Origin of the sequence: Nannocystis pusilla (assembly GCF_020073745.1) — a bacterium.
In the GTDB taxonomy this organism is placed as follows: domain Bacteria; phylum Myxococcota_A; class Polyangia; order Nannocystales; family Nannocystaceae; genus Nannocystis; species Nannocystis radixulma.
Genome location: NZ_JAIRAU010000059.1, coordinates 281,123 through 300,158, shown reverse-complemented (window position 1 = coordinate 300,158; position 19,036 = coordinate 281,123). Strand labels below are relative to the sequence as shown.

Sequence of the window (19,036 nt, the reverse complement as noted above, 5' to 3'; positions counted from 1 at the left end):
ACGCGTCAGCCGCCGAGCGACGCCTTGAGCTCGCGCGCCGGCTTGAAGCGGACCGTCTCGCTGCGGGGGATCTCGATCGCCTCGCCGGTCTTCGGGTTGCGCCCCGGCCGCGCCTGCGTCACCTGGACGGTGAATGAACCGAACGTCGGATGGACGTAGCGCCCCTCCCGCCGCAGCCCCTCCGCGACCGCGGCGAACACCGCGTCGACCACCTTGCCCACCGCCCCCACGGACAGCTCCGGACCGCCGCCCTCGTCGAGCTGGCGGCGGATCGTCTCGATCAAATCCTTGCGCGTCATTGGCCTGAGGCTAGCAGGCCCGACCCGCGTGAAGGGCGCACCCCGGCGGTGTGGCCGAGCGGCCACGCACTGCCCGCCAGCGCGCGATCTCTCCCGGGAGCAGCGACGGAGCCTCCTCGTTGCACATGCACCGACCAGGGCAGCGGCTGCCCCGCGAGGCGTCGCGTCCGCTGTGGAACAGCGTCTCTCTCTTCGTACTGGCCCCATGCAAAACCGTCAAGCGCCGCCCGCCAGCGTGCACTCGGCTGTAAAATGATGGGCGCTCTACGGTATTGTTCGCTGCATCGACTCCTTCGCCCAAACGCGGTGGCGACTGCCTCGATTGTATCGAGGCTCACAAATGTTTCCCGGCGCCCGCCGGGGCCGTTCGCCGGGCCGCGTCCAACGATCGATCCATGCTTGTACAAACAATCTTGACCGCCACTATACATCTGAGCATGATTGCATCGCGCTAGCTCGAGCGTTAGCGTCGAAGTTGCTCTAGGGTCAATGCAGCGTGGACACACTCGCTCCGGTCTATCCCGACCGGCCACGTCATCACCCTTCGGGCCAATCCACTCCGGGTCCAACGCCCTGCGTACCAGCTTTCTTCCCGTCGGCCACCCATGACCAGCACCGCCAAATTCGCCTTGGGTTTCTCCCTTAGCCTGGCTCTCGGGACCGGTGTATTGTCGCAGCCCACCGAGCCCTCGGCCGGGTGGTTCGGCAATTGCCTCATCTGCAAGTGGGACCCGTGGGGTGGTCCGGCGTTCTGCGCGACCACCAGCGGCGCGGGTTGGTGGGGCTGTTACGCCACCGGCTACAAGTGCCTCAATGGCGGTCAGCCGTGCGGCAAGAAGGCGCCGACCCCCACGGTGGCCCCCTGAACTCGAGCACTGGCCATTTGAGCACCTGACTTTCGCGGTATGCCATCGAAGAAGCTCGCCTTCACCTTCGCCGGTCTCGCCGCGGTCTGCGCGTTGCTCTCCTACGCGGCGAGCGAGCGAGTCGGCGGCCTCCGCGGCAGCCCGACAGCCTCCGCCGCCGCCCGCACGCCCGGCCCCGGCTACGGCTCCTATCTGCAGATCGCCGGCGTCCAGGCGATGGATTACGACGCCGCCACCAAGGGCGCCCGCCGCGACGGCGACGCCTGGGTCCTCGGCGACGTCGACCTCGAGGCCGTCCGCGCCGCCGCCGCGGCCCCCGAGGACCTCGACCGCCTGGCCGAGGCCGATCCCAGGTGGATCCCGACGCAGACGTGGAAGCTGCGCCACGGCGGCGCCAGCCCGTTCGCCCTCGCCAAGGAGCACTGCAGCGCCCGCCACCTCGCGCAGATGGAGGGCATGTGCAAGGCCGACCTCAGCGTCGTCGTCGAGCGCCGGGGCGCCGGCGAAGGCCATGTCGTCTATGCCCGCCCGACCCTCGGCGACGACGCCACCGACGACTGCCACGCCTACGCCGACTGCATCGCCCGCAACGCCTGGCTCGACCGCCCGACCCCGCTGCCGACCGGCAGCGACACGTACCGCGCGTTCCAGGCCGGTGACATCCGCCTGCCGATGCACGGCACCCGCGAGGAGTGGCAGACCAGCCTGCGCGCCGAGATCGAGGTCGTGTCCGACAACCTCACGGCGCTGCGCCGCCTCGACCTCGCCGACCCGCAGATGCGCCAGAGCCTCGATCTCCAGCAAGACCTGCTCGAGCAGCTCGAGTGGATGGCCTCCCTGTGACCGCGCTGCGCCGCCACCGCCCTCTGTTCGCGGGTCTGGTCGCCGGCCTCCTGGTCGCCGTCGCGCTCACCTGGCTGCTCGACCCGGCCCGCTGGCTGCGCCCCGGCCTCGGCCGCGTCTTCGTCATCGGCACGTGTTCGTACAGCAAGGTCGCGCTCGACATCCTGCGCGCCGACCCCGACGCTCCATTCGTCCCGCTGGTCCTGCCCGCCGACGTCCCCGAGTTCGAGGCCGACGCCTGTGACGTCGCCCGCGCCCGTCTGCGCGAGGGCGGCGCCTTCTGGCTCGCCGTCCTCCCCCGCGACTACGTGTGCCGCCGCCTGCGCGACCTGGCCGCCGTCCGCTTCGCCGGCGAGACCACCGGCGAGGGCTACCCCGCGTGGGTCAGCGCCGGCGGCGAGTTCGTCGGCCTCGGCGTCGACCCGCGCCAGATCGCCGAGCTCGGCCTCACCCCGCCGCCCCCCGTCGTGCGCTTCTGGGTCGAGGGCGGCTACGACCGCGCCCTCGTCGAGTCGCTCGGCTTCACCGTCCCCGAAGGCACCGTGCAGGGCCCGCGCGACCCCTCGCCGATGGCCTCCGCGCCGCAATAGCGGCGCCACGAGCCGCGAGCGCTGGTCGCCGCCCGCATTCCCGCGACATGACGATTCGAGCATGTTCTCTCGCTCATGCCCGAACAGACATTCCCCGAAAGACATGCCCCTCCGGACAGCCGCCGAATCGGCGGCCGATCACCCGCGCTCGAGCGCGTCCGCGGCCCGCAGCGCGACGAAGCTCCAGGCGAACAGCCCCAGGCTGACGAGCACGGCGGCGCGCAGCCCGGTGGCGAGCGCGTAGCAGCCGTGCAGCCCCGCGCAGGCGACGAGCAGGCGCCAGCGCGCGCGTGAGGCTCGTCGCGTCAGCAGCGAGGCGGCGGCCGCGGCGACCGCCGCGAAGTACCCGAGCCACAACCAGCCCGCGGCCGGCACCGCCGGGAGGGCGCCAGCCTGGAGCCCGGCGGCGATCTGCTCGACCACGCTGTGCTGCTCGCACAGGTCGAGCACCGGCAGGGCCGCGCAGGCGAGCCCGAACGGGGCCGCGGCGCCGCGGACGGCCTCGCGCTGCCAGCGGCCCGCGATGTCCTCTCGCCCCGGAGACACGACACCACCCTACTGCGCCCGGCCGGCGAACGCACGCGGAGAGCGCAAATTCGCCCGCGCAGCGACCGATCGCGCCGGCTATCATCGCCGGGATGGCCGAGGCCCACGAAGAAGACGACGACAAGCCGAGCCGGGCGACCCGCATCCTCGCCGCGCCGGTCGAGCCGAAGGCCTCGTTCGCCGCGACCTTCAAGGCGATGTTCCGCGAGCTCTATCCGATCTACAGCGCCTTCGACAAGGACGGCCTGCTGTGCGTCGCGGCCCGCGAGAACGGCAAGCTCGCCGCCTACGTCCACCTGCCGATCCTCAGCGAGCAGGGCGCCTTCGGCGTGATCGGCCGCCACGAGTGCTGCGCGCTCACCCTCCACGACGAGGACATCTCGCTGCGCCACGCGCTCGTGCGCGTCAGCCAGCAGGGCATCGGCGAGGCCCGCGTGCGCCTCATCGACCTCGACTCCTCCAACACCTTCCGCACCGAGGACGGCCAGGTGTGCAAGTCGGTGCTGGCCGAGGGCCCGCTGTTCGTGCACGTGCTCGGCTACCAGCTGTTCCTGTTCCCGACCGGTTCGCTGGCGCCGAGCCGCTGGGACGCCAGCGCCGACGTCACCTGGCAGTCGTTCCCCGAGCGCGTCTACCTCGACCACCGGATCCCCGAGCGGGCCAACCGCGAGCAGCGGCGCCCGCCGGCCGGCCGCGGCCGCCGTCACACCTACATGACGTTGCTCCCGGCCGCCCAGCACCTGCGCGCAAAGCCAGGTGCCGGAGGACATGTCGTCGGGACCATCCTGCTCTCGGCCGAGAACACCCAGATCGCCCACCGCGTCTCGTCCGAGGACCTCGAGCGCGGCATGCTGATCGGCCGCTACGAGCGCTGCCAGCTGGCCGGCGCCAGCCACAGCCTGTCGCGCGTCCACCTGGTCCTGCTGCTCGACGGCGGCGACATCTGGGCCGTCGACACCGCCAGCCTCAACGGCACCATCGTCGACGGCCAGAAGATCAGCGCGATCGTGCTCGACCGCGAGGTCGAGCTCAAGCTGCCCGCCGGCATGGGCATGCGCTGGGTCCCCGAGCACATCCCGCCGTCGTGACGCGCACCGGCCTCGCCGCCCTCGCTCGTTCATCCCCCTGAGCCCCGGCCCGCTCGCCCGCTGCGCCGCGGCTCGGGCGCTCGCTCGCAGCCTGCGCGACGCGTCACGAACCTCGCGCTCCGCTCGAGCAGCGGGCGAGCGCTCTCCGCGGCTCCGCGTGGAACGCGTGCTGGCAGCCGGCGCGGGGTCACCTGCACGCGCGTCGCGGCCTGGTAAGCTTGCGGCCCACGAGGAGCCCGCGCGTGTCCGCCGAAGCCCACCTGTCCTCTTCGCCATCTGGTTTGTCCGCCGACCGACACAGCGGCCTCGACTTCGACGTCGTCGTCCTCGGCTCCGGCCCTGGCGGCGAGGGGGCGGCCATGCTCGCGGCCAAGGCCGGGCGGCGGGTCGCCCTCGTCGAGCGCTACCGGGCGGTCGGCGGCGCCTGCACCCACCTCGGCACGATCCCCAGCAAGGCCCTGCGAGAGGCCGTCCGCGCGCTCAAGAGCGTGCGTCAGAACCCGCTGTTCGCCGACCTCGTCGCCGGTCGCGTCATCACCTTCCCGCAGCTCCTCACCGGCGCGCGGCGGATCATCGACAGCCAGGTCGAGCTGCGCCGCGGCTTCTACCACCGCAACCACGTCGAGGTCTTCACCGGCCACGCGCGCTTCGCCGACCCGCACACCATCGAGGTCGAGGAGCCCGGCGGCGCCCGCCCGCGCCTGCACGCCGGCGGCATCGTCATCGCCACCGGCTCGCGCCCCTACCGTCCGCCCGACGTCGACTTCCGCCACCCGCGGATCTTCGACAGCGACACGATCCTCGGCCTCGGCCACCACGGCCTCGAGCGGCCGCCGCAGTCGATCACCATCTACGGCGCCGGCGTCGTCGGCTGCGAGTACGCCTCGATCTTCCGCGGCCTCGAGATGAAGGTCAACCTCGTCAACAACCGCGACAAGCTGCTCGCCTTCCTCGACGACGAGATCATCGACGCGCTCTCCTACCACCTGCGCGACCAGGGCGTGCTGATCCGCCACAACGAGACCTACGAGCGCATCGAGCCGCTGCCCGACGGCGTCGTCGTCCACCTCAAGTCGGGCAAGAAGCTGCGCAGCGACATCTTGCTGTGGGCCAACGGGCGCACCGGCAACACCCACGACATGGGCCTCGACACCATCGGCATCGTGCCCAACGGCCGCGGCCAGATCGACGTCGACGACGTCTACCGCACCCGCGTCCACCCGCACATCTACGCCGTCGGCGACGTCGTCGGCCCGCCGAGCCTCGCCTCCGCCGCCTACGACCAGGGGCGCTTCGCCATGACGCACCTGCTCCACGGCGAGTGCGACGCGCGGCTCGTCAAGGACATCCCGACCGGCATCTACACCGACCCCGAGATCAGCTCGGTCGGCCGCACCGAGCGCGAGCTGACCCAGGAGGGCGTGCCTTACGAGGTCGGCCACGCCCTGTTCCGCAACCTCGCCCGCGCCCAGATCACCGGCATCCGCGTCGGCGTGCTCAAGCTGCTGTTCCACCGCGAGACCCTGCAGATCCTCGGCGTCCACTGCTTCGGCGATCAGGCCGCCGAGATCATCCACATCGGCCAGGCGATCATGGCCCAGGCCGGCGAGGCCAACAACCTGCGCTACTTCATCAACACCACCTTCAACTATCCGACCATGGCCGAGGCCTACCGCGTCGCCGCCCTCAACGGCTACAACCGCGTGTTCTGAGGCCTCGGCGCCGCTCGAACACCTCGCCACCGTCGCCGCGCTCGAGGCCCCGAGCACGACCTGCGAGCCGCGAGATCGGCGCTGCACCTCGCCGGCCTCGCCACGCCCGGGCGCCCCTCTTCCTGCTGCCCTCGCGCCAGGTCGCGGCCCGGGCCGCGATCGAATTCGCGCTCCTCGCGGAGGCTGTCTCTTCGGACATCTGATTCCGACCCGCGAACCACGCTACCCTTCGCCCCGCCGTGCCCGCCCGTCTCGTCGCCCTCCCGCTCCTGCTGGTCCTCGGATGCGCTCACAGCCCAGCCCCGCCGCCGGGGCCGCGGACGCTGGCCGGGCGCGCGCAGATCCAGCGAGCCGAGGCGACGGTGGACCTGACGTTGCGATACGAATTGCGCGAGGGTCGGACGCTCGAGATCTCCGCCGAGCTGCACGGCGGCGGCAGCGGCAGCGTCGGCGCCGTCGCCGTCGAACTGCGGCCTGACGGCTTCGAGCTCGCCGGCCCCGCGAGCTGGACGGCGGAGGTCGCTGCCGGAGAGACCGCGAGCAACACCTGGCCGCTGCGGCCGGCGCAGGAGGGCATCGCGCGGGTCGAGGTCCGCCACGGCCTCGCGGGCGGCGAGCTCGACGGCAGCACGACGGCCGCCTTCCGCGTCAGCGCCGACGCCATCCGCCTGTGCGCCACCGCCGACTGCGCCGCCGAGGCGCCCTGACCGGCCCTGAACGCCACTTTCACGAAGCGAGATCGCGCAGGGAGTTTTCCCCGGGCCGGTCTGTTATCCTGTCGGAGTCGGGGACCCCAGAGTCATGACTGAACAACGCGAGTACGCCGCCCGCACCAACCTTCACGCGTTTTATTCTCACAGTCAGCTCTTGATCGTCGCCGAGGGCGAGCTGCCGTCGACCGAATACGAGATCGACATCGGCCACCAGGCCGGCGAGGGCATCCCGACCTTCGCGCTCACGCACCGCCCGCGGGCCACCGCCGCCGAGACGCCGCCGAAGGCCACGCCGTTCCGCTACGGCGAGATCTTCAGCATCGGCCGTCCGCCCGACTTCATCCGCGTGCGCCACAAGGAGGGCCTCGACGACGTGAACGTCGAGTTCACGCGCGACGACCTCGTCGACATCGTCCTCAGCCTCAGCGGCGGCGACGTCGAGGTCACCCTGCCCGACAACGACGGCGATGCGGGCGGCCCGATCCCGCCCCCGCCGCCGTCCGGCTTCGACACCCAACCGCCGACCCTCGAGAGCGCCGCGCCGGTCGAGTCGCGGCCGCTGACCGCCAGCGAGAAGGCCGGCATCCTCGGCGACATCGCCGTCCGCTACCGCGAGGCGATCGGCTACTCGAACAAGCTCTCGTTCGACGAGGCCTTCGCCGACGCGCTCAAGAAGTTGCCGCCGCCCTCGGTCAAGTTCCCCGACATGCTCGAGACGGTCGAGGTCGTGCAGATCGGCGCGAGCTTCGGCGGCATCGCCGGGTTCCGCCGCCTCGAGGTCCGGATCCGCGCCTACCCCGATTGACCTGCTTGCATGTGCACGGGCCGCGCGAAAAGAGAGCCTTTTCAGGCTCCGCGGCCCTGTGGTAGGAAGCTGTTCGTGCCTCGTGGTCCAGTCACAGGAGGGCAGGTCTAGCTCGCTGCTCTGCAGCGGGGCGGCGTTGCGCCGCCCGAGCGTCTTCCCCACCGTCCATCACAAGGAAGGCTATTCCAGAACGTCGCTGATCGTCCGTACCCCATACGGGCCGCGACGGGCTGGTACAACCTCGCCAATCGTGGTTCCGTGCGCGGCCCGTATGGGGTACGGACGGCGAGTTCAGTGAGCCTTCCATGTCCCAGGTCTTGAGGTAGACCCTCCACAACTGGTCACGATGCACGCACGGCCGAGGAGCGACGAGCTCCCCGGCCGTCGCTTTTTCTGGTACTGTCCCCCTCGTGCTGCGCGCGCGCGAAGGAGGTCAGGTCTAGCTCGGTGCTCTGCACCGGGGCGGCGTTGCGCCGCCCGAGCGTTCTTCACGCCATTCATCACAAGGAAGGCTGTTCCAGGATTCACTGATCGCCGAGGTACCGGTCGCATCGCGACGGGCTGGTTCAACCTCGCCGATCGGGGTTCCGTGCGCGATGCGACCGGTACCTCGGCGGTGAATCCAGTGAGCCTTCCATGTCCCAGGTCATGAGGTAGAAAGCTCCGCCGCCGCGCCCAGCACATGCGGCCCCGACGACCTCCCCGCCGCGTGCGGCCCGGTCCTCGGGGCCGCGGCTTTTGGTCGCCGGGCGCGCTCGTAGACGCGTTCGCTTGACATCCCGGCGAGTCGGCGTGATCCCAGGAACATGGGCACCGCTCCACCGTCGCGGGCTCCGCGAGAACGCGCCCGCCGCGCCCTACGCGTGGCGCTCGCCCTCAATCTCGCGTTCCTCGGCCTCGAGACGGTCATCGCCTTCGTCAGCGGCTCGCTGGCGCTGCTGTCCGACGCCGCGCACATGGTCAGCGACGTCGCCGCCCTCGCGCTCGCCCTGCTCGCCTCCGAGTTCGCCCTGCGTCCGGCCGTCCAGGGCCGCACCTACGGGTTCGCCCGCGCCGAGGCCCTCGGGGCCTTCGCCAACGCCCTGTTCCTCGCGTTCGCCTGCGCCCTCATCGTCCACAGCGCGATCGCCCGCCTCACCAGCGGCGACACCCACTTCGAGCCCGAGCCCGTCCTCGTCGTCGGCACCGCCGGCCTCGTCGTCAACCTCGCCTCGGCCTGGTACCTCGCCCGCACCGGCGGCGACAACATCAACATCCGCGGCGCCCTGATCCACATGCTCGCCGACGCCCTCGGCTCGCTCGGGGCGATCGTCGCCGCCGTGCTCGCCTCGATGTGGGCGCTCCACGCCGCCGACTCGATCCTCAGCCTCGGGATCGCCGTCCTCGTCCTCTTCAGCGCCTGGGGCGTCCTGCGCGACGCCACCCGCGCCCTCCTCGACTTCGCCCCGACCGATCTCCCGCAGGAGCGCGTCGAGGCCGAGCTGCGCGGCCTCGCCGGGGTGTCGGAGATCCACGAGCTCCACCTGTGGAGCGTCGGCGGCTCGCCGGTGCTCACCGCTCACCTGGTCCCGGAGCCAGGTGTCGCCCCCGGCGACCTGCTGGCCCGCGCCGAGCACGTCCTGCGCGAGCACCTCGGCGTCGTCCACACCACCCTGCAGATCGACGACCCCGGCCCCTGCGCCCAGCGCCAGTGCCCGCTGTTCGACGAGCAGCTGGCCCGGGTCCGCACCCACGCGCACAGCCACGGCCACGGCCACGGCCACGCGCACTGAAGCTCGCCGGTCGCTCGCGCGGGCCCGTCACTCCCCGGAGGTCCTCGGGGACATGTCCTTCGCGCAAGGACGGAAGGGACATGTCCCTTCCGCCATGCTCCGACCCGTCGGCGCCCCCGTGACCGCCCCTTCCGGGCTCCGCTCACGCGGCCAGCGCCGCCCGGCTCAGAAGCCGATCTGCTTGCACGTGCAGCCGGCCACACCGGGCCCGCACTGCATCGGCGGGGCCGGGTTGGCGTCGCTGACCGACAGCGGGACGTAGCGGTCGGGCGACTGTGTGTGACCGTCGATGCGGGTCCACACCTGGGCGGCAGGCTCGAGGTCGTTGACGGCCGTCGCGTCCGCGTTGGTGATGAACGGCACCAGCAGCTTGTCGTCGGGGTAGCCGAAGCTCGTCAGCCCCTCGCTGAGGCCGTAGTGCGGGCCGATGTACTTGCAGCCGGCCTCGTTGAACTTGGCGAACACGTCGCTCGGGCAGTTGCTGCCGGTCGCCTCGCGGTAGTACTGCAGGAACGCGATCTCGCAGCCCACGCCGCCGGTGCAGCGGACCAGGTAGCGCCAGCCGAGCTTCTTGGGGTCGATGCACGGGTGCACGCACGGGTTCCAGCTGATCGGCAGTCCGTCGCCGGGGCGCAGCTTGTCGGCGTAGCACACCTCGCCGCGGAAGAACGGCAGCACGAAGGTCGACAGGTCGCCCGAGCCCTCGCCCGTGCAGTCCTCGGGCGCGTCGCAGGTCGCCGGCGGGCCGGTGGTCGCCGTCGGGTCCCAGCCGGTCGTCTGCGACGTCTCCCCCGTCGTCGACGTCGTCCCGTCGGTCCCGCCCGAGTTGCTGTCGCTCATGCTGCCCTCGCCGCTGGTCGTCGGCACGGCCGTGGTCGTCGGCACGTCCGCCGTCGTCGACTCGGTCGTGCTGCCGGTCGCGTCGGTCCCGGTCCCGGTGGCAGACGCCGACTCGGACACCGTGTTGAGAGCGGCGGTCACCATCTCGTAGTTGTCCTGGCAGCCGACCGCCGCCGTGAGGGCGAGGGCCGGGAGCCAGGCCGTGCGCGGCCAGGGTTGAAGCATGGGCATGGTCGTCAGTGTAGAGGCTCGCCCCGCGGCGAGCGACCTCCCGGCCGCGCGGCCTGCGCTGCCGGCTCGCACGTGCGTGGTCCCGCGCACGGTCGTCGCGCCCGCGGCGCCTGCATCGCCCCTCGCACCCGGCGCGCGGCTTCGGCAAGCTTCGCGCATGTTCGACCTGCGCATGTGGATCCGGGCGCTGCAGATCATCCCGCGGCTCAGCAAGGACGAGTGGGACCGCCTCGACGTCGTGAGTCGCTGGCTCGTCGCCACCCGGGCCGCCGTGTTCGTCATGACGATCGTGTCCGGCGGCATCGGCGGGATCCTGGCCGCGCGCGACGGTCATTTCTCCGGCCTGAACTTCCTCGCCTGTCTGATCGGACTGGTGTTCGCCCACGCCACCAACAACCTCGTCAACGACCTCACCGATCATCTTCAGGGCGTCGACAAGGGCAACTACTTCCGCGCCCAGTACGGCCCGCAGCCGCTCGAGCACGGCCTCATGAGCGTGCGCGACGTCCTGCGCTACACCGTGATCACCGGCGCGATCGCGCTGGCCGCGGGCGTGTGGCTGATCGCCGCCACCGGCACAACCGCGCTCGGCCTCATGCTCGCCGGCGTCGTGTTCGTGCTGTTCTACACCTGGCCTTTGAAACACATCGGCCTCGGCGAACCGACCGTGCTCCTGGTGTGGGGCCCGCTGATGGTCGGCGGCACCTACCTGTGCACCGCCGGCCAGTGGAGCTGGGACGCCGCGCTCATCGGCACCGCCTACGCGCTCGGACCGACGGCCGTGCTGTTCGGCAAGCACACCGACAAGCTCACCGCCGACCGCGCCAAGGGCATCTTCACCTTGCCGGTGCTGCTCGGCGAGTCGCTCGCGCGCCGCTGCGTCACCGTCATGCTGGTCGCGCAGCTGCTCGCCGTGGTCGCCCTGGTGTGGACGGGCGCGCTCGGCTGGCCGCTCCTGATCGTGCTCGCCGCCCTGCCGATGCTGCGCGACACCGCCGCCGTGTTCGCCCGCCCGCGCCCCGAGACCTGCCCGCCCGAGTTCCCGAAGTCGATCTGGCCGACCTACCTGGTCGCCTACGCCTTCCGCTACAACCGCCGCTTCGGCCTGCTGTTCTTGCTGGGCCTGCTGATCGAGCTCGCGCTGTCGTGACCGAGGGCGGCCTCGAGTCGAGGCGAGACGTGCGAAGGGGCTGAATCGGTCCGGCCGGACCGCTTCAGCCCCTCGTCACATTCACGCGCCTGTTTCAGCTCGCCGCGCGCCGAACCGAGCCGAGCCGATCAGTTCGGTGCGTCCGCGGCCGGGGGCGTCGAGTCGGCGGGCGCCGGCGCGGGCTCGCTTGCGGCGGGGGGCGTCGAGCCGCCCGGAGCGGCGACCGGGGTCGAGCCGGTCGACGGCGTACAGATCGGCGGCTCGGTCGCGGCCTCCTGGACCTTGTTGGCGACCTGATAGCAGCCCCACACGACCTCGAGCTCGCGGCACGACCCGGGGTTGAGCTCGATGAACTTGGCCGCCCGCCCGCGCGCGTCGGGCGACGGTCCGACGTCGGGCCCGACCCACTGGAGCTGCAGGCGACCGAGGATCTCCTTCGTCAAGCCGACATTGATGCTCTCGCGCGCGGCCGCGTTGGTGACGCATTGATTGTAGTCGACGATGTTCTGCAGCACGCAGACGTTGCCCTCGGACAGCACGTAGCCCGACTCGCAGCCCCCGGGGCTTTTGGTGCCCTCGCTCTTGCAGGCGACGGCGGACAGGGCGGCGGAGGACACGGCGATGACGGCGAGGGTACGGAGCATGGGGGGCCTCTTCGTTGCGGCCGATTGTATGCCACAGGGGTCCGCGCGCCGCACGAAATTCGCCGCGGCGCGGAAATTCGCGACCGCGTTCGCGAAAACCCGCGTCCCGGGCTATCGTAGGAGCGATGGGCGAGTCCTCCGACCTGTACTTCCGTCAAGTGCCGATCGGGCCGATGGCCAACTTCATCTACTTCATCGGCAGTCGCACCACGCGGACCTGCGTCGTCGTCGATCCCGCGTGGGACACCGACGCGCTCGTGCGCCTCGCCGAGGCCGACGACATGAAGATCGTCGGCGCGCTCGTGACTCACTATCACCCCGACCATTGCGGCGGCGGCATGATGGGGTTCCGCGTCCCCGGCGGAGTCGCCGAGCTGATCGGCCGCGTCGACGCCCGGATCCACGTCCACAAGCTCGAGGCCGACGGGCTCAAGCAGGTCACCGGCGTCAGCGAAGGCGACCTCGTGCGCCGCGAGGGCGGCGATCGCATGGCGATCGGCGACGTCGAGATCACGTTCATCCACACACCCGGCCACACCCCCGGCAGTCAGTGCTTCCTCGTCCGCGATCGCCTCGTCGCCGGCGACACGCTGTTCGTGGATGGCTGCGGGCGGGTCGACCTCCCGGGCGGCGACGCGCAGCAGATGTACGAGAGCCTGACCGGGCCGCTGGCGGCGCTGACCGACGACGTCGTCCTTTATCCGGGCCACAACTACGGTCCGACCCCGACGAGCCCCCTGGGTACGCAACGGAAGACCAACCGCTACTTGCGGATCCGCTCGCGCGACGACTGGCGGCGGTTGATGGGTCGCTGAGCGGTGGCGCGCGATGGACGGCGCGGCGCGTCGTTGTACGATCCCGAGTTCGCGGCCTCGGGCTGCCGCGTCGGGCTTCGGTAGGATGGGCGCGTGAACGTACAACCTTATGGCCGTCCCGGAGATCGCCGCGTGTATCCACGGGTGGCGTGCACGCTCGTGTGCACCGTCGCCAACGTCGGCAGCGGCCGGGTGCTGAACGTCTCCGACGGCGGGGCCTTCGTCGCGTTGCCCGATCAGCACGCGCATCTGCCGAGCCAGCTCCAACTGTCGGTCGCGCTGCTCGGCAGCGACCAGGCCGTCGACGTCTCCGCACGTGTCGTCCGAGTGGCCGCACTGTCGCCCCACGGCCTCGGGGTCGGACTTCAGTTTCAGGACCTCAGCGAGGCCGCCGCCGAGCAGATCCACCGCTATGTCCTCGGTCGCCTGCTGGCGGAGATCGCCGAGATCATGGAAGATCAGCCGCGCCACATCGACCCGCGCAACGTGCAGGTCATCAGCGGCGTCGCCTCCGTCGCCAACACCTTGCGCGACATGCTCGCCGAGGGGCCCGTGCCCGGCCTGCTGTTTCAGCGCGACGTCGGCGAGCTCGTCGACCTGCAGCTGTTCCAGGTCGGCGGCGCCGCGATCCTCGTGCAGCTGCGCGACGCCGCGGCGCGCTTGCCGGCCGTCGGCGATCACGTCCACTTCACCTTGACGCGCGGCACATTCAACGCTCACGCGCACTCGCAGGTGCTCGACCGCAGCGGCGCGCGCGTCACCCTCGAGGTGCCGGCCAACCTGACGCGCTTCGAGCTGCGGCGCTCGCAGCGGCGCTCGCCCGGCCCGCAGGAGATGTTCGTCTCGATCCCGCTGCCGTATCCTCCGGGCAAGAAGCTGCGGCGCGAGGTGCTCGACATCTCGGCCACCGGCCTCGCCTTCAGGATGCGGCCCGACGAGGCGCTGCTGCTGCCCGGCACGCCGCTGCGCGAGGTCGTGGTGTCCGGCGCCAACGGCGACGGCGAGACGCGCAAGACCGGGCAAGTCATGCACGTCACGCCGGTCGAGGGCGAGGCCGGCGCCGTCGAGTACCTGCGGGTCGGCCTCGACTTCGGCATCGCCGACGAGGCCTTCAACAAGGGCGTCCGGCCGCGCGGCGCCGCCGAGAAGAAGTCGCTCGGCTTCGTCGAGAAGATGGGCCTCTTGATCGGCCGCCTGATCCCGCGCAAGTCGACGCCGCCGAGCGGGTCCGGCGCGGGCGGGGTCGAGGTCGTGCGCTACCCCAACCGGCGGCGCGAGGACATCGTCGCCATCCTCAACACCACCCCGCGGGGCGACGGTCGCAAGCTGCTCGCGCCGGTGATCATCATCCCGCCCGCGCACTCGAAGCGCAAGGAGTCGACCTCCGGCCTCGCGCTCACGCTGGTCGAGAACTTCGCCCGCCGCCGCCAGGACGTCGTGGTGCTGCGGTTCGACGGCGTGCGCAACATCGGCGAGAGCTACAAGGACCCCGACTGCCGCGAGCACGGGCGCGAGGCCATGCGCATGTCGCTGTCGCAGGCCGTCGACGACATCTCGGCCACGCTCGACTACGTCTACGACAACCCGATCTTCGCGCCGACGCAGGTCGTGCTGGTCTCGTTCAGCCTGCAGGGCGTCGTCGGCCGGCGCGCCGTCTTCAACGACAAGGGCCGGCGCATTCACTACTGGCTCGGCATCAACGGCGCCCCCGCGGCCCAGGAGGTCATCCGCAACGCCTCGGGCGGCGTCGACTACGTGTCGCAGCACGCCAGCGGCAAGCTGAGCGGCATCGCCAACATCCTCGGCGTCACCGGCGACATCGACCACTTCTGCGCCGATCTCCTGCGCGAGGGCCTCGCGTTCATGGCCGACGCCAAGCGCGAGATCGCCGAGATCCCGATCCCCGTGACCTGGCTGCTCGGCCGCTACGACGCGTGGATCGATCCGGCCACCATCCGCGAATTCATGGCCGTGGCCGCGCCCGGCTCGCGCGAGCTGGTCGAGCTCGACTGCGGCCACATGCCGCTGTCGAGCGTCGAGGCGCTGTCGCTGTTCCACACCGCGGTGCGCCAGATCTGGCGCTTCCTGTTCCGCGAGGACATCGAGCCCATCACCCCCGACCCGCGCGAGCTCGTGCGCGCCCGCAACGCCGAGTGGCGGCGGGTGCCGAAGAGCCCCCTGCCCGACCGGCGCCGCTACTGGCACGAGTACCTGCTCGGCGACAGCAGCTCGAAGCTCGCCTACGACGTCCTCAACGCCTGCGACGAGTACAACGAGTTCATCGACCGCGAGCTCGAGCTGCTCGACGTCCGCGGCGAGCACGTCGTCTGCGACCTCGGGTGCGGCACCGGCAACCTGTCGGCCCGGCTGCTGCGCCGCCGCGGCGCCCGGGGCCGGCCCCCGTGCGCGCGCCTGAACCTCGTCGACTTCGTGCCGGGCGCCCTCGACGAGGCCGAGCGCAAGCTCCGCGCGCTGGCCGAGGAGCGCGGGCTCGCGCTGCCCGACGTCGCGCGCCACTGCGTCAACGTCGACATCAGCCCGGTGCGCACGCTCCGGCGCTTCCTCGCAGGAGAACTCTACGGCTACGACGCGCTCCGGGGCATCATCAAGGGTCTCACGGGTTACTCGATCGACATGTGGAAGGCGGCGGAGGACTGGCGGCTGCACGACGTCTTGCGCGGGCGGGAGCTCGACAAGCAGGACCTCGCGTACCTCGGGGCCGCCTTGCCGGCGGACGAGCAGGACGTCGTCCTCGACTTCAACCGCATGACCCGATGGCTGCGCGGGCGGCTGGGGCCCGCCGACCTCGTGCGCGACGCGCGGGCCCGCTTCGAGCGCGGCCAGGCGCCGGCGATCGACGAGCTGCAGCTCGCTCGCCTGTCCATTCGGCCAGGCGATCAGGTCGAGCGCCTGCCGTTCGGCGACGCCACCTTCGACCGCGTCGCCTGCAGCCTGGTGCTCAGCTACCTGAGCAACCCGATCGAGGTCCTGCGCGAGCTCCACCGCGTCGTCCGCCCGGGCGGGCGGATCGTCGTGTCGACCATGCAGCCCGACTTCGACATGAGCCGGATCTACCAGAACCTGCTGCACCGGCTGCAGAGCGACCCCAACATGCCGTTGCCGCCGGGCGTCGACCGCGGCACCTTCCTCCGCGACGTGCGGGCCTTCCTGAGCAGCGCCGCCTTCCTCTCGATCCTCGCCGAGGAGGGCCAGTTCGCCTTCTTCTCGCGCGAGGAGCTGACCATGATGGTCGAGCGCGCCGGCTTCCGCCGCGTCGAGACCGTCACCGCCTTCGGCGACCCGCCGCAGGCCATCATCGCCGTGGGCCATCGATGAGCGCGAGCGACCTCCCCGCCATCAGCGAGACCACCTTGTCGCGCGACGAGGGCTTCGCCGCGCGCGTGCGGGAGGACGTCGCGGCCGGCTACCGCCGCGTCACCTACCTCGGCATCGCCTTGATGCTCGGCTTCGGCGTGCTCGACATCATCAGCGTCCACGACCCGGGCCTGGTCGCCAAGTTCTTCGCCATGCGCCTGGCGCTGGCGCTGGTGATGATCGCGCTGCTCAAGCTCAGCCAGCGCCCGGCGTATCAGCGCTACGTCGAGGGCATCTGCGGCCTGGCGATGTACCTCATCGGCTCGTTCATGGGCCTGATGAGCGCGCTCAACCTCGGCCACAAGAGCCACTACTACGCCGGCATCACCCTCACGCTGATCGCCGTCGGCGTGTTCGTCCCGATCGGCCCGCTGCACGTCCTCGTCACCTCGACGGCGGTCTACTTCACCTTCGTCGCCCTGCTGTTCGCGCTCGACCCGGTGCCGCTGGCCGAGTGGGACTGGACCGTGTTCGCGGCCAACAGCATCTTCCTGATCTCGACCGCCACCACCGTCACCGTCGGCGCCTACTTCAACCGGCGCCTGCGCCGGCGCCTGTTCGACGCCGCGTTCGCGCAGCAGCAGACCAACGAGGAGCTGCGCAGCGTCTACGAGCGGATCACCCACAGCTACCAGGAGGTCTCGGAGAAGAACCGCGAGATCGAGGAGGCCTACCGGGCCAAGAGCCAGTTCCTCGACAACATGTCGCACGAGCTGCGGACCCCGCTGACCTGCATCCTCACCCCGCTCGAGGGCCTGCTGGCGGGCAACGCCCGCGGCGAGGTGCGGCAGGTGTTCGAGGACATGCACACCGCCACCCGCCAGCTCTACGACCTCATCAACGACCTGCTCGACTACTCGAAGTACGGCGCGCGCGACCAGCCGCTCGCGCGCGACCCGGTCGACCTGCGCGCCGTCGTCGACGAGCACGTCAAGGCGTTCGGCAGCACCGCGCGCCAGCGCAAGCTGGTCCTGCAGTGGGAGCCGCCGCCCGAGCCGGTGGTTGTGCTCGGCAGCCCGCGCGAGCTCGGCAAGGTCGCGCGCAACCTGATCAGCAACGCCGTCAAGTTCACCCCCGCCGGCGGCCGCGTCACCGTCGACGTCGCCGTCGTCGGCGAGCGCGTGCGCCTGTCGGTGCGCGACACCGGCATCGGCATGAACGAGTCGATCAAGGCCAAGCTGTTCACCCCGTTCTTCCAGGGCGACGCCACCTCGACGCGCGCCTTCGAGGGCACCGGCATCGGCCTCGCGCTGGTCAAGACGATCGTCAACCGCCACGACGGCGAGGTCGTGGTCGAGAGCAGCCCCGGGCGCGGCACCACCATGACCGTCGAGCTGCCGAGCCGCCCGCTCGACCCGACCGAGCTGGTCGGCATGGCCCCGGCGCAGCCGGCCCCCGGCGAGTCGATGCTCGCCATACCTGTCCCCGAGGACATCCTCGGCGCGCCGGCGATGAGCATGACGCGGATCGAGCGCCTGCCGCCGATCGAGCGCGTCGAGCTGCTCGACCCGGCCGCGCCGACCCCCGACCTGTCGTTCCCCGGCATCGCGCCGCTGCTCGGCGAGCACCTGCTGGCCGCCCAGGGCGAGCGCAGCCGGATCCTCGTCATCGACGACCACCCCGAGATCGTCCGCGTCATCGAGCGCCTGCTCGCCCCGCAGCACGACGTCTACACCGCCAGCAACGGCGAGGAGGGCCTGCAGAAGGTCCGCGACGTCAAGCCCGCGCTCGTCATCTCCGACGTCATGATGCCCAAGCTGTCCGGCTTCCAGCTGGTCGAGCAGCTGCGCAAGGACCCGGAGACCGAGCGCCTGCCGGTGCTGCTGCTGACCGCCCGCGCCGACGGCCGCGACCGGATCCGCGGCCTCCGCCGCGGCGCCAGCGACTACCTCGTCAAGCCGTTCTTGCCCGAGGAGCTCAAGGCGCGCGTCAGCAACCTGCTGCGGGCCCAGCACTACGAGTCGTACCTGACCCGCCTCAACGAGGAGCTGGCGACCAAGAGCAGCTCGCTCGAGACGCGCGTGCACGGCTTCTTCATCGACACCGTGCGCACGCTGGTCGCCGCGATCGACGCCAAGGACTTCTACACCGGCGGCCACTCCGAGCGCGTCAGCTACTTCGCGGTGCGGATCGCCGAGCACATGAAGCTCGCGCGGCCGCTGCTCCGCACCATCGAGCTCGGGGCCCTGCTGCACGACGTCGGCAAGATCGGCATCCCCGACAAGGTGCTCAACAAGCCCGGCGCGCTCACCCTCGAGGAGATCGAGGTCATCCGCCAGCACACCGTGCTCGGCGGCAAGATCCTCGAGAAGTCGCCCGAGCTGGCCGAGCTGCGGCGCTTCGCCCTGCACCACCACGAGCGCTGGGACGGCACCGGCTACCCCGACCGCCTGCGCGGCGACGACATCCCGCCGAGCGTGCGCGTCGTCAGCGTCGCCGACTGCTGGGACGCCATGGTGTCCGACCGCATCTACCGCAGCGGCATGGAGCCGCGGGTCGCCGCCGAGAAGGTGAGCAAACTTGGCGGCAGCCAGTTCGATCCGGCGGTCGTCGAGGCGATGATGGAGATCTGGCCCGAGCTCGAGCTGCCGCCGAACTTGCGGCCGCTGAAGCCGAGGACGAGCCCGGTGGAGAATCGCCAGGGGCCGCGCGTCAGCGAGTGCGGCGAGGTCTACGAGGTCCACAACTGACGCGCCTTGGCCGCCTGTGGATCGGGGGCCGCATGCGTACGCGGCTGCGCAGCGAGG

16 protein-coding genes are annotated in these 19,036 nt (G+C 71.2%); 12 read left to right on the top strand and 4 right to left on the bottom strand.

Going from position 1 to position 19,036, the window contains the following annotated elements; genetic code table 11:
* Nucleotides 1-5 precede the first annotated feature (5 nt).
* Nucleotides 6-299, bottom strand: coding sequence for an HU family DNA-binding protein (locus K7C98_RS42700; protein ID WP_224197724.1), 294 nt, complete (start codon nucleotides 297-299; stop codon nucleotides 6-8).
* A 629-nt stretch (nucleotides 300-928) separates the two neighbouring features.
* On the opposite strand from K7C98_RS42700, the gene K7C98_RS42695 reads away from it, so the two are divergent.
* From K7C98_RS42695 to K7C98_RS42685, 3 genes are read left to right on the top strand one after another with little or no spacing between them, the layout of a single operon-like run.
* Nucleotides 929-1,165, top strand: a complete 237-nt coding sequence (locus K7C98_RS42695; protein ID WP_224197723.1) for a hypothetical protein — start codon at nucleotides 929-931, stop codon at nucleotides 1,163-1,165.
* 39 nt (nucleotides 1,166-1,204) lie between these two features.
* Nucleotides 1,205-2,008: a hypothetical protein gene (locus K7C98_RS42690; RefSeq protein ID WP_224197722.1), complete on the top strand. Its 804-nt coding sequence runs from the start codon at nucleotides 1,205-1,207 to the stop codon at nucleotides 2,006-2,008.
* Complete coding sequence (locus K7C98_RS42685) at nucleotides 2,005-2,598, top strand: hypothetical protein (RefSeq protein WP_224197721.1); 594 nt, start codon at nucleotides 2,005-2,007, stop codon at nucleotides 2,596-2,598. Before K7C98_RS42690 ends, K7C98_RS42685 begins: the two co-directional genes overlap by 4 nt.
* 138 nt (nucleotides 2,599-2,736) lie before the next feature.
* Here the strand turns inward: K7C98_RS42685 and K7C98_RS42680 are convergent, their stop codons facing one another.
* Nucleotides 2,737-3,144 carry a hypothetical protein gene (locus K7C98_RS42680; RefSeq protein WP_224197720.1) on the bottom strand — a complete coding sequence of 136 codons (408 nt, stop codon included), beginning with the start codon at nucleotides 3,142-3,144 and terminating at the stop codon, nucleotides 2,737-2,739.
* Nucleotides 3,145-3,236: 92 nt separating this feature from the next.
* On the opposite strand from K7C98_RS42680, the gene K7C98_RS42675 reads away from it, so the two are divergent.
* The 5 genes from K7C98_RS42675 (at nucleotide 3,237) to K7C98_RS42655 (ending at nucleotide 9,234) form a co-directional block, all read left to right on the top strand.
* Nucleotides 3,237-4,232: an FHA domain-containing protein gene (locus K7C98_RS42675; protein WP_224197719.1), complete on the top strand. Its 996-nt coding sequence runs from the start codon at nucleotides 3,237-3,239 to the stop codon at nucleotides 4,230-4,232.
* A 281-nt stretch (nucleotides 4,233-4,513) separates the two neighbouring features.
* Nucleotides 4,514-5,944 carry a Si-specific NAD(P)(+) transhydrogenase gene (gene sthA, locus K7C98_RS42670; RefSeq protein ID WP_263430350.1) on the top strand — a complete coding sequence of 477 codons (1,431 nt, stop codon included), beginning with the start codon at nucleotides 4,514-4,516 and terminating at the stop codon, nucleotides 5,942-5,944.
* A 239-nt stretch (nucleotides 5,945-6,183) separates the two neighbouring features.
* Nucleotides 6,184-6,651 (top strand): hypothetical protein, encoded by a 468-nt coding sequence (locus K7C98_RS42665; protein ID WP_224197717.1) that lies wholly within the window; start codon nucleotides 6,184-6,186, stop codon nucleotides 6,649-6,651.
* A 94-nt stretch (nucleotides 6,652-6,745) separates the two neighbouring features.
* Nucleotides 6,746-7,462, top strand: coding sequence for a hypothetical protein (locus K7C98_RS42660; protein ID WP_224197716.1), 717 nt, complete (start codon nucleotides 6,746-6,748; stop codon nucleotides 7,460-7,462).
* Between the two features lie 806 nt (nucleotides 7,463-8,268).
* Nucleotides 8,269-9,234, top strand: coding sequence for a cation diffusion facilitator family transporter (locus tag K7C98_RS42655; RefSeq protein ID WP_224197715.1), 966 nt, complete (start codon nucleotides 8,269-8,271; stop codon nucleotides 9,232-9,234).
* A gap of 165 nt (nucleotides 9,235-9,399) precedes the next feature.
* Here K7C98_RS42655 and K7C98_RS42650 read toward each other — a convergent pair whose 3' ends face one another.
* Nucleotides 9,400-10,305 (bottom strand): hypothetical protein, encoded by a 906-nt coding sequence (locus K7C98_RS42650; RefSeq protein WP_224197714.1) that lies wholly within the window; start codon nucleotides 10,303-10,305, stop codon nucleotides 9,400-9,402.
* Nucleotides 10,306-10,462: 157 nt separating this feature from the next.
* On the opposite strand from K7C98_RS42650, the gene K7C98_RS42645 reads away from it, so the two are divergent.
* Entirely contained in the window at nucleotides 10,463-11,455 is a 993-nt protein-coding gene (locus tag K7C98_RS42645) for a prenyltransferase (protein WP_224197713.1), read from the top strand.
* A gap of 128 nt (nucleotides 11,456-11,583) precedes the next feature.
* Here the strand turns inward: K7C98_RS42645 and K7C98_RS42640 are convergent, their stop codons facing one another.
* Nucleotides 11,584-12,099, bottom strand: a complete 516-nt coding sequence (locus K7C98_RS42640; protein WP_224197712.1) for a hypothetical protein — start codon at nucleotides 12,097-12,099, stop codon at nucleotides 11,584-11,586.
* A gap of 125 nt (nucleotides 12,100-12,224) precedes the next feature.
* On the opposite strand from K7C98_RS42640, the gene K7C98_RS42635 reads away from it, so the two are divergent.
* The 3 genes from K7C98_RS42635 (at nucleotide 12,225) to K7C98_RS42625 (ending at nucleotide 18,979) form a co-directional block, all read left to right on the top strand.
* On the top strand, nucleotides 12,225-12,914 hold the full coding sequence (locus K7C98_RS42635; protein ID WP_224197711.1) for an MBL fold metallo-hydrolase: 690 nt from the start codon (nucleotides 12,225-12,227) through the stop codon (nucleotides 12,912-12,914).
* Nucleotides 12,915-13,007: 93 nt separating this feature from the next.
* Nucleotides 13,008-16,250, top strand: a complete 3,243-nt coding sequence (locus K7C98_RS45385; RefSeq protein ID WP_224197710.1) for a PilZ domain-containing protein — start codon at nucleotides 13,008-13,010, stop codon at nucleotides 16,248-16,250.
* Nucleotides 16,247-18,979, top strand: a complete 2,733-nt coding sequence (locus K7C98_RS42625; protein ID WP_224197709.1) for an HD domain-containing phosphohydrolase — start codon at nucleotides 16,247-16,249, stop codon at nucleotides 18,977-18,979. Before K7C98_RS45385 ends, K7C98_RS42625 begins: the two co-directional genes overlap by 4 nt.
* Nucleotides 18,980-19,036: the final 57 nt, after the last annotated feature.

What these genes read in the sequence shown, in the direction of transcription:
- K7C98_RS42700 (WP_224197724.1), bottom strand. Translation starts at nt 299, where the DNA reads ATGACGCGCAAGGATTTGATCGAGACGATCCGCCGCCAGCTCGACGAG.
- K7C98_RS42690 (WP_224197722.1), top strand. Translation starts at nt 1,205, where the DNA reads ATGCCATCGAAGAAGCTCGCCTTCACCTTCGCCGGTCTCGCCGCGGTC.
- K7C98_RS42675 (WP_224197719.1), top strand. Translation starts at nt 3,237, where the DNA reads ATGGCCGAGGCCCACGAAGAAGACGACGACAAGCCGAGCCGGGCGACC.
- K7C98_RS42660 (WP_224197716.1), top strand. Translation starts at nt 6,746, where the DNA reads ATGACTGAACAACGCGAGTACGCCGCCCGCACCAACCTTCACGCGTTT.
- K7C98_RS42655 (WP_224197715.1), top strand. Translation starts at nt 8,269, where the DNA reads ATGGGCACCGCTCCACCGTCGCGGGCTCCGCGAGAACGCGCCCGCCGC.
- K7C98_RS42650 (WP_224197714.1), bottom strand. Translation starts at nt 10,305, where the DNA reads ATGCCCATGCTTCAACCCTGGCCGCGCACGGCCTGGCTCCCGGCCCTC.
- K7C98_RS42645 (WP_224197713.1), top strand. Translation starts at nt 10,463, where the DNA reads ATGTTCGACCTGCGCATGTGGATCCGGGCGCTGCAGATCATCCCGCGG.
- K7C98_RS42640 (WP_224197712.1), bottom strand. Translation starts at nt 12,099, where the DNA reads ATGCTCCGTACCCTCGCCGTCATCGCCGTGTCCTCCGCCGCCCTGTCC.
- K7C98_RS42635 (WP_224197711.1), top strand. Translation starts at nt 12,225, where the DNA reads ATGGGCGAGTCCTCCGACCTGTACTTCCGTCAAGTGCCGATCGGGCCG.
- K7C98_RS42625 (WP_224197709.1), top strand. Translation starts at nt 16,247, where the DNA reads ATGAGCGCGAGCGACCTCCCCGCCATCAGCGAGACCACCTTGTCGCGC.